Here is a 7790-nt window from a genome sequence, read left to right as displayed (position 1 = left end):
ATAGACCACGACAATCCCGTCAATGGCTTTTTGTAATTTTTTTACAAAATCGTATTTTTAACCTTTTGGTCAAAGCACGTATACTTGCGCTCCCCTGCAGATCCGCTGCATGGGAATGTATGCACAGGCTACATTTAAAGGCCGGACTGTCTTTCCGGCGCAGCTTATACAGAGGTAACCACGATGACTGAAAAAGCCGTCGTTATTTATTCCGGCGGGATGGATTCCTTTACCATCCTTAATAAAGCACACCGCGAAGGACTGGAGATCTATGCTCTGACCTTCGATTACGGTCAGAAGCACAGTAAAGAGATTGAGTTTGCGCGTAACGTCTGCGCCGAGCTGAACATCAATCACCGCATCATTGATATCACCGCCATCAATCAACTGATCTCCAACTCGTCACTGACCTCTGACGTGGAAATTCCTGAAGGCCATTACGCTGACGACAATATGAAGTCCACCATGGTGCCAAACCGCAACATGATTCTGCTGTCGCTGGCCATTGGTTATGCCGTCGACATCGGCGCCAGCAAGGTTTACTACGGCGCCCATTCCGGTGACCACTCCATTTACCCGGACTGCCGTCCTGAGTTTGTACACGCTATGAATGATGTAGCGAAAATTGCCAACTATGAGCCGGTTGAAATTGTTACTCCTTATTTAACCGGCGATAAGATTTCCATTCTGCGCGACGGTCTGGCCATGGGTCTTGATTATGGCAAATCCTGGACCTGCTATAACGGGCGCGAAAAAGCCTGTGGCAAATGTGGTTCCTGCGTAGAACGCCTGGAAGCCTTTGAACTGAATAACACCCGCGACCCGCTGCCCTACGAGATTGAACAATGAGTAAAGGCGCGGAGGTGAAGAAGCCATACCGTATAAAGGAAGCCTTCTATACCTTACAGGGAGAAGGCGCTCAGGCCGGGCGCCCTTCCGTTTTCTGCCGTTTCAGTAAGTGCAACCTGTGGAATGGTAAAGAAGAAGGCAGAGCCTCTGCTGTCTGCGACTTCTGTGATACTGACTTCATCGGTACCGATGGGCAGAACGGTGGACGCTATTCAACCGAAGAACTTATCACTCTGCTGACGTCGCTGTGGCCGGACATGCAATGCGGCACCCCCTATGTTGTCTGTACCGGTGGAGAGCCACTGCTGCAGTTAGATGATGAGCTGATTGCGGCTATGCATAAAGCCGGGTTTGAGATTGGCGTGGAAACCAACGGTACTCTGCCCGCTCCCGCAGGCATCGACTGGCTGTGCGTCAGCCCAAAAGGCGTATCAGAGGTGGTCATCGACCGATGCGATGAACTGAAGCTGGTGTATCCGCAGGCGGCTGCCATGCCGGAGCGTTTTGCCAGTACCATCGACGCAGCCCATTATTATCTGCAGCCAATGGCGGATTATCGTGTGAAATTATTGGCCAGTGATGGCATGGATAAAGCTCAGGCAGAACGCGATGGCCTGTCAGGCGGCAACACCCGTCTGGCGACCGAGTATTGCCTGGCGCATCCGCAGTGGAAGCTCAGTCTGCAGACGCACAAATATCTGGGCATCGATTAAGGCGGATTAATAATCCGCTTTAATCACCAGTTTTTTCTCCGCACCTTCACTTTCATAGCGACGGTGCACTTCCACCACATCCTGACTGCTGAACACTTCAATCGCCAATGGCTTGAGACTGCCGTTATCGAGCTGCTGCGCAATCTGCTGCAAACGCTGTCCGAAAGCTTCACGTCCGATACCGTTTAGCAGTGGCAACAGGACAAACACTGCATGTAAGGTCAGCGCTTTGGCATGGGCCTGCCCGAGATCATACTGAGCGCGGGCATTAATCGTTGCCACCTGACCATAAGGAGCAGCCAGCTGCAGTGCCATTTGCAGACCTGGACCACCGAAGGTGTCCAGAACTTTGCCAAACACCTTTCCATCAACCACAAGGTCTGCCGCCTCGCTGTGCAACACGCCTTTGCCGCCCATGGCGTCAATATGCGCTACCCGCTCAGCCGTTCCGGCGGAACCGGTCACATCGCAGCCCATCGCTGAAGCCAGCTGTAACGCCATCTGCCCTACGCCACCGGATGCACCACCAATATACAGGGCATCTCCGGCGCTAATTTGCAGACGCTGCAGCGCCTGATCTGCAGTGAGGGACACCAGAGGCATAGCAGCAGCCTGTTCATCGGTCAGGCTTTCCGGCGCCAGCGCCAGCAAACGCGCATCGGCCACCTGATACTGGGCCAGGGAACCCTGAGTACCTTTTACCCCACCACTCATGCCATACACCCGATCGCCAACCTTAAAAGCGGTAACATCCGGACCTAAAGCTTCAATCACACCACACACATCGCAACCGAGAATGCCGGAGGCAGGCGCAATCAACGCCAGCCCCGCACGTATTTTGGTATCGATCGGATTAAACCCGGATGCGGAAACCCGGATCAGCACTTCGCCGGCAGCCGGTTGTGGGGGTTCAATGGTTTGCAGTTGCAGTACATCCGGTGCTCCGGTGTCTGTCATTACCCAGGCTTTCATATCTTTCCTCATTCTTACATCTTTCGCGCATTATTTATTGCAACGGCATTACATGCCCCACGACCTTCGCATTACAGCAGCTCGGTCTGACTGAGCTGATCACGGATCAGGCCAATGATGTCACTGATGAGTTCCTTGCGGCTGCTGTCCGCCTGAAAGCTGGCATATACGGTGCGATTTACCACCGGAGCATCCGGTACGATAAACAGGCGCTTTTCATCGACGTATTGGCGGATCAGGCTGACCGGCAGATAAGCAGCGCCGCCACCGGATACAGACAGCAGGCAATCCAGCGCAATACGGCCGGTATTGGTCTGCAGCATTGGCGGATTAGCGCCTTTGAATTCCTGCGCGTGCTGAATACGGAACGACGTTCCCCAATCGACCAGAACATAATTACTTTCCAGTGCAGACTGCCAGTCTTCCTGAGGCTGGGATGACACCAGATAAAGCGGAATGTCGAGAACGGCAACCGTTGTCAGCTCTTCCGCTTTGGGCGCATCAAATACGAACGCCAGATCCAGCGTACGCTCAGCGATCTGGCGCACCAGATTACCACTGCTGTGGGCCAGCGCATTAAGCGCCACACCGTTCAGTGTGTTCATCATCACCGTCAGCTGATCCTGCAGAAAGGCATCCCACAGGTTAGGGGTAGCGCCAAGAGAAATCTGCTCACTCATCCCTTCTGCCGTGGCAACTTCCTGACGGATACGCTGCTCCAGCATGACACTGCTTTCCGCCAGCGGCAGCAGCTTTTCTCCGGCTGGTGTCAGACGGATGTTGTTACGCTGACGGGAGAAGAGTTCAACCCCCAGCAGGCCCTCCAGCTGGCGCACACGGAAGCTCACCGCAGACTGCGTCAGATAGAGATTTTCTGCAGCGCGGCCAAAGTGACGGGTGCGGGAAACCTCCATGAAGGTTTTCAATAATTCTGTATCCATGACGACCAAAAATAGTTTTCGTAACGATAAGATTTTTTTGTTTTACCGGCGGGTAGTGTCTGACCATACTCCGCCGAAAATGACCCTCAACCGCGATAGTAGGTGCAGAATGAGCAATATCCAAGAGAAGAGTTTTGCCACCAGCAAAAAGTACTTTGATGATCGCAACTTTCCGCGCGGTTTCCAGCGCGCTGGCGATTTCACCCGTGCGCAGGCAATTATCCTTGAAACCAAAGGGGTTGCTCTGAAAGAATTGCATGAGGGCGTACGCCAGCCGGAAACGGACGAAGAAGTACATTTCGTCGCGACCTGTCTCGGTCAGGAACAGCCTCAGACGGACGTTGAGAAAGCCTGGGCAAGCTATGTAAAGGCGCTGCAGCGTAAACAGATTTACTTCACAGCTTCGTCAGCAGCCGTGTCCGATGGCGGCGGCAGTGACGATATGGATGACGATGACTAAACCAACACTGGGTTACATAGAGCCGATTGTTCTTCCGGATCTCGGAATTGAATGCGCGGCCAAAGTGGACACAGGGGCATGCACCAGCAGTCTGCATGCGGAGAAAATTGAGCCCTTCGAACGTGACGGTGAAGCCTGGGTACGCTTCCACGTGCTGTTCAAAGGGCCAGCAAGCGACATAGATCAGGTATGTGAGGCGCGGGTCATTGACCGCCGGGTCATCGCCAGTTCTAATGGTCAGCGTAGTCACAGATACATCATTGACGCGCAAATCACCGCCGCCGGTCAGACATGGCCGGTGGAAATCAGTCTCAGCCACCGTGGCAGCATGAAGTACCCCATGCTTCTCGGCCGTAAGGCCATCGCCGGACGTTTTCTGGTAGACGTTGCCCGCACGGGTAAAAAATTGGATTCATTATGAAAATTGGTATTCTCTCCAGGGGCCCAAATCTTTATTCGACCAGGCGCCTGGTGGAAGCCGCGCAGGAACGTGGGCACGAAGTTGAAGTGCTCGACACCCTGCACTGCTATATGAACATCAACAGCCTGGAACCGGCCATTCACTATAAGGGCCGTGCACTGAAAGACTTTGATGCGGTTATTCCCCGAATTGGCGCTTCCATTACCTTCTACGGTACTGCTGTGCTGCGTCAGTTCGAGATGATGGGCGTATACCCGCTGAACGAATCTGTTGCCATCAGCCGCTCGCGCGACAAACTGCGCTCGATGCAGCTGATGTCGCGCAAAGGCATTGGCATGCCAGTCACAGGGTTTGCTCACAGCCCGGATGATATTCCCGATCTGATCGACATGGTCGGTGGCGCGCCGCTGGTGATCAAGCTGCTGGAAGGTACTCAGGGTATTGGTGTCGTGCTGGCGGAAACCCGCAAGGCGGCCGAAAGCGTGATTGAAGCTTTCCTCGGCCTGAAAGCTAACATCATGGTGCAGGAATACATCAAAGAAGCCGGCGGTGCAGACATCCGCTGCTTCGTGGTCGGCGATAAAGTCGTTGCCTCGATGAAACGTCAGGCGGCGGAAGGTGAATTCCGCTCAAACCTGCATCGCGGTGGCACGGCAGCGGTAGTCCGCATCTCGCCGGAAGAGCGTGCGACAGCGGTACGCGCCGCCAGAACTATGGGGCTTAATGTCGCAGGTGTCGATATTCTGCGTTCCAATCACGGTCCGGTGGTGATGGAAGTAAACTCTTCACCAGGTATTCAGGGCATCGAGGAAGCGACCGGCATCGACGTTGCGTCCAAAATCGTGATGTTTATCGAGAAGAACGCCCGTATTAACCACACCCGCACCCGCGGTAAAGGCTGAACGCCCGGCGATTGCTGAGTATCAAACTGCACTGAAAGCGACATTAAATGGCCGGAATCCCCGGCCATTTTCATTTCTGAGTGTCACAGAACTCCGTACTTCTCACCTTCCAACCCCCCATCAGTCTTACGACCAGCCCTGTCAGAAACGCACAAAAACCTCAGCCGCAGGGCCCCCGGAGGTTAACAGGCATTTACGCAGGTCGTTTACAAACTACGTACCCTTTCGTATGATTCTGACCTTCACGGGCAGCAATCGCTGCCTTTTTGCGTTTAGAGGATTTAAGCATGCAAGCGATCATGAACACCTACGGGCGTTTACCGGTAACTTTTGTGAAAGGCGAAGGCAGCTGGCTGACGGACACCGAAGGTCGACGCTATCTCGACGCACTCAGCGGCATCGCTGTCTGTGGTCTGGGGCATGCACATCCGGCCGTTACCGAAGCCATCTGCAAACAGGCCGGTGAACTGATTCATACCTCTAACCTGTACAGCATTGAACGTCAGGAAGCTCTGGCCCAGGCACTGACCCGTGTATCCGGTATGGATAACGTGTTCTTCTCCAATTCCGGTGCTGAAGCCAACGAAGCGGCGATTAAAATTGCGCGTAAGTACGGTCACGATAAAGGCATTGATGAGCCGGTCATCCTGGTAATGACCAAAGCCTTTCATGGCCGCACCATGGCAACGCTGACCGCCACAGGTAACGCCAAAGTACAGGCCGGTTTTGGCCCACTGCTGAATGGTTTCATCCGTGTTCCGTACATGGACATCGTCGCCATTCATTCTGTACTGAAAGCTAACCCGAATGTCGTCGCCATTATGCTTGAGCCGATTCAGGGCGAAGGCGGTCTGGCAACCGCATCGGCTGAATATCTGCAGGCGGTACGTACCCTGTGTGATGACAATGATCTGCTGATGATCCTTGATGAAGTACAGACAGGTAACGGCCGTACCGGTACCTATTTCTGCTTCCAGCAGTTCGGTTTCCGCCCGGATGTTGTCACCACTGCCAAAGGTCTGGGTAACGGTGTGCCAATCGGCGCCTGTCTTGCTCAGGGCAAAGCAGCGGAGGTATTCCATCCTGGCAACCATGGTTCAACCTACGGTGGTAACCCGCTGGCCTGTGCCGCGGCGGTTGCTGTGGTTGAAACCATTGAGAAAGAAGACCTGTGCGGCAATGCGCAGAAGATGGGCGACTACCTGCGTGAAGGTTTCCGTGCCCGTCTGAGCGACAGTGAACGCCTGCAGGAAATCCGTGGCCATGGCCTGATGATGGGTCTGGTTATCAATCAGGACTGCCCATCTCTGATGGCTGATGCCCTGAAAAAAGGTCTGTTGCTGAACGTTACGTCCGGCAATGTCGTGCGCCTGTTGCCACCGCTGAATCTCAGCCAAAGCGAAGCCGACCAGATCATCGCCACTGTCAGCGAGCTGATTGAGTCGCTGTAACAGCAAGAACTTAAGGAAACATTGTGAGACATTTTCTGACCCTGCTGGATCTCTCACCGGAAGAACTTAACTGGCTGATCCAGCGTGCCATTGAACTGAAACAGATACAGAAACGCGGCGAAGTATACGAGCCGCTGAAAAACCGCGTACTGGGGATGATTTTTGAAAAATCGTCCACCCGTACCCGGGTATCCTTCGAAGCCGGTATGGCGCAGCTGGGTGGCCATGCCATCTTTCTGTCACCGCGTGACACCCAACTGGGTCGCGGCGAGCCGGTGGAAGACAGCGCCCGTGTACTGTCCCGGATGCTGGACGTCGTGATGATACGTACCTTTGATCACGACATGATTGAAACCTTCGCGGCATACTCTCAGGTGCCTGTGATTAATGCCCTGACCGATGATTTTCATCCGTGTCAGCTGCTGGCCGATATGCAGACATTCGTTGAGCACCGCGGCAGCATCAAAGGTAAAACCGTGGCCTGGATTGGTGATGGCAACAACATGTGTCACTCCTATATCAATGCCGCCCGTCAGTTTGATTTCAAACTGAATATCGCCGCACCGGAAGGCTTTGATCCTGCCCAGTTCCTGCTGGATGAGAACAAAGACCGTGTGACCCTGATGCGCGATCCGAAAGAAGCCGTTGCCGGTGCTCATCTGGTAACGACCGATGTCTGGGCGTCCATGGGCCAGGAAGAAGAACAGGAAGAGCGTGCGCGCAAATTCAAAGACTTCCAGGTATCCCGCGAAATGCTGGATCTGGCTGCCGATGATGTGCTGTTTATGCACTGCCTGCCGGCCCACCGCGGTGAAGAAATCAGCGAAGATCTGCTCGACGATCCGCGCGCTGTGGTCTGGGACGAAGCGGAAAACCGCCTGCACGCACAAAAAGCGCTGCTGGAATTCCTGCTTTGTCAGGAAGACTGATCCGGCGCTTGCCGGGCGAATAAAAAAACGGCTCTCAGGAGCCGTTTTTTTATTTCTGCTGCTCAGACCAGCAGCGGTGAAAAATCTTCTTCTTCGTCCGGGCTTTCTGTCACTACCCGGTTGCGTCCGCCACGCTTGGCATCGTACAGCAG

9 protein-coding genes are annotated in these 7790 nt (G+C 54.1%); 7 read left to right on the top strand and 2 right to left on the bottom strand.

Annotated features, from left to right (window positions below; genetic code table 11):
- The first annotated feature begins 183 nt into the window (after positions 1-183).
- Both queC and queE read left to right on the top strand, forming a co-directional pair.
- On the top strand, positions 184-849 hold the full coding sequence (queC, locus tag B2Z72_RS12585) for a 7-cyano-7-deazaguanine synthase QueC (RefSeq protein ID WP_297004959.1): 666 nt from the start codon (positions 184-186) through the stop codon (positions 847-849).
- The gene (gene queE, locus B2Z72_RS12580) at positions 846-1562 is read left to right on the top strand and encodes a 7-carboxy-7-deazaguanine synthase (protein ID WP_296981166.1); all 717 of its coding nucleotides are present in this window, start codon (positions 846-848) and stop codon (positions 1560-1562) included. Before queC ends, queE begins: the two co-directional genes overlap by 4 nt.
- A gap of 6 nt (positions 1563-1568) precedes the next feature.
- On the opposite strand, the gene B2Z72_RS12575 is transcribed toward queE, so the two are convergent.
- Together B2Z72_RS12575 and hdfR are read right to left on the bottom strand one after the other, a co-directional pair.
- A complete protein-coding gene (locus B2Z72_RS12575) occupies positions 1569-2534 on the bottom strand; it encodes an alcohol dehydrogenase catalytic domain-containing protein (RefSeq protein WP_296981168.1) in 966 nt (321 codons plus the stop codon).
- A gap of 71 nt (positions 2535-2605) precedes the next feature.
- Positions 2606-3475, bottom strand: coding sequence for an HTH-type transcriptional regulator HdfR (hdfR, locus tag B2Z72_RS12570; protein WP_296981174.1), 870 nt, complete (start codon positions 3473-3475; stop codon positions 2606-2608).
- Between the two features lie 109 nt (positions 3476-3584).
- Here hdfR and maoP point away from each other — a divergent pair, with 109 nt between their 5' ends.
- The 5 genes from maoP (at position 3585) to argF (ending at position 7638) form a co-directional block, all read left to right on the top strand.
- Entirely contained in the window at positions 3585-3935 is a 351-nt protein-coding gene (maoP, locus tag B2Z72_RS12565) for a DUF413 domain-containing protein (RefSeq protein WP_296981169.1), read from the top strand.
- Entirely contained in the window at positions 3928-4356 is a 429-nt protein-coding gene (locus B2Z72_RS12560) for an ATP-dependent zinc protease (protein ID WP_296981171.1), read from the top strand. Before maoP ends, B2Z72_RS12560 begins: the two co-directional genes overlap by 8 nt.
- A complete protein-coding gene (gene rimK, locus B2Z72_RS12555) occupies positions 4353-5258 on the top strand; it encodes a 30S ribosomal protein S6--L-glutamate ligase (protein WP_297004956.1) in 906 nt (301 codons plus the stop codon). The genes B2Z72_RS12560 and rimK overlap by 4 nt, the downstream gene beginning before the upstream one ends.
- A gap of 287 nt (positions 5259-5545) precedes the next feature.
- Positions 5546-6709 (top strand): aspartate aminotransferase family protein, encoded by a 1164-nt coding sequence (locus B2Z72_RS12550; protein WP_296985946.1) that lies wholly within the window; start codon positions 5546-5548, stop codon positions 6707-6709.
- 20 nt (positions 6710-6729) lie between these two features.
- Positions 6730-7638 (top strand): ornithine carbamoyltransferase, encoded by a 909-nt coding sequence (argF, locus tag B2Z72_RS12545; RefSeq protein WP_296985988.1) that lies wholly within the window; start codon positions 6730-6732, stop codon positions 7636-7638.
- The last annotated feature ends 152 nt before the right edge of the window (positions 7639-7790 follow it).

Source organism: Thalassolituus sp. UBA6592, assembly GCF_002433655.1.
Taxonomy (GTDB): domain Bacteria; phylum Pseudomonadota; class Gammaproteobacteria; order Pseudomonadales; family Oceanobacteraceae; genus Venatoribacter.
The sequence above is the reverse complement of the archived record's forward strand: the minus strand, read 5'-3'. Positions and strand labels throughout refer to the sequence as shown.

Bases quoted from the DNA above. Each gene is read 5' to 3' on its own strand.
- B2Z72_RS12575 (WP_296981168.1), bottom strand. From the start codon at position 2,534: ATGAAAGCCTGGGTAATGACAGACACCGGAGCACCGGATGTACTGCAA.
- B2Z72_RS12560 (WP_296981171.1), top strand. From the start codon at position 3,928: ATGACTAAACCAACACTGGGTTACATAGAGCCGATTGTTCTTCCGGAT.
- rimK (WP_297004956.1), top strand. From the start codon at position 4,353: ATGAAAATTGGTATTCTCTCCAGGGGCCCAAATCTTTATTCGACCAGG.
- B2Z72_RS12550 (WP_296985946.1), top strand. From the start codon at position 5,546: ATGCAAGCGATCATGAACACCTACGGGCGTTTACCGGTAACTTTTGTG.
- queC (WP_297004959.1), top strand. From the start codon at position 184: ATGACTGAAAAAGCCGTCGTTATTTATTCCGGCGGGATGGATTCCTTT.
- queE (WP_296981166.1), top strand. From the start codon at position 846: ATGAGTAAAGGCGCGGAGGTGAAGAAGCCATACCGTATAAAGGAAGCC.
- maoP (WP_296981169.1), top strand. From the start codon at position 3,585: ATGAGCAATATCCAAGAGAAGAGTTTTGCCACCAGCAAAAAGTACTTT.
- hdfR (WP_296981174.1), bottom strand. From the start codon at position 3,475: ATGGATACAGAATTATTGAAAACCTTCATGGAGGTTTCCCGCACCCGT.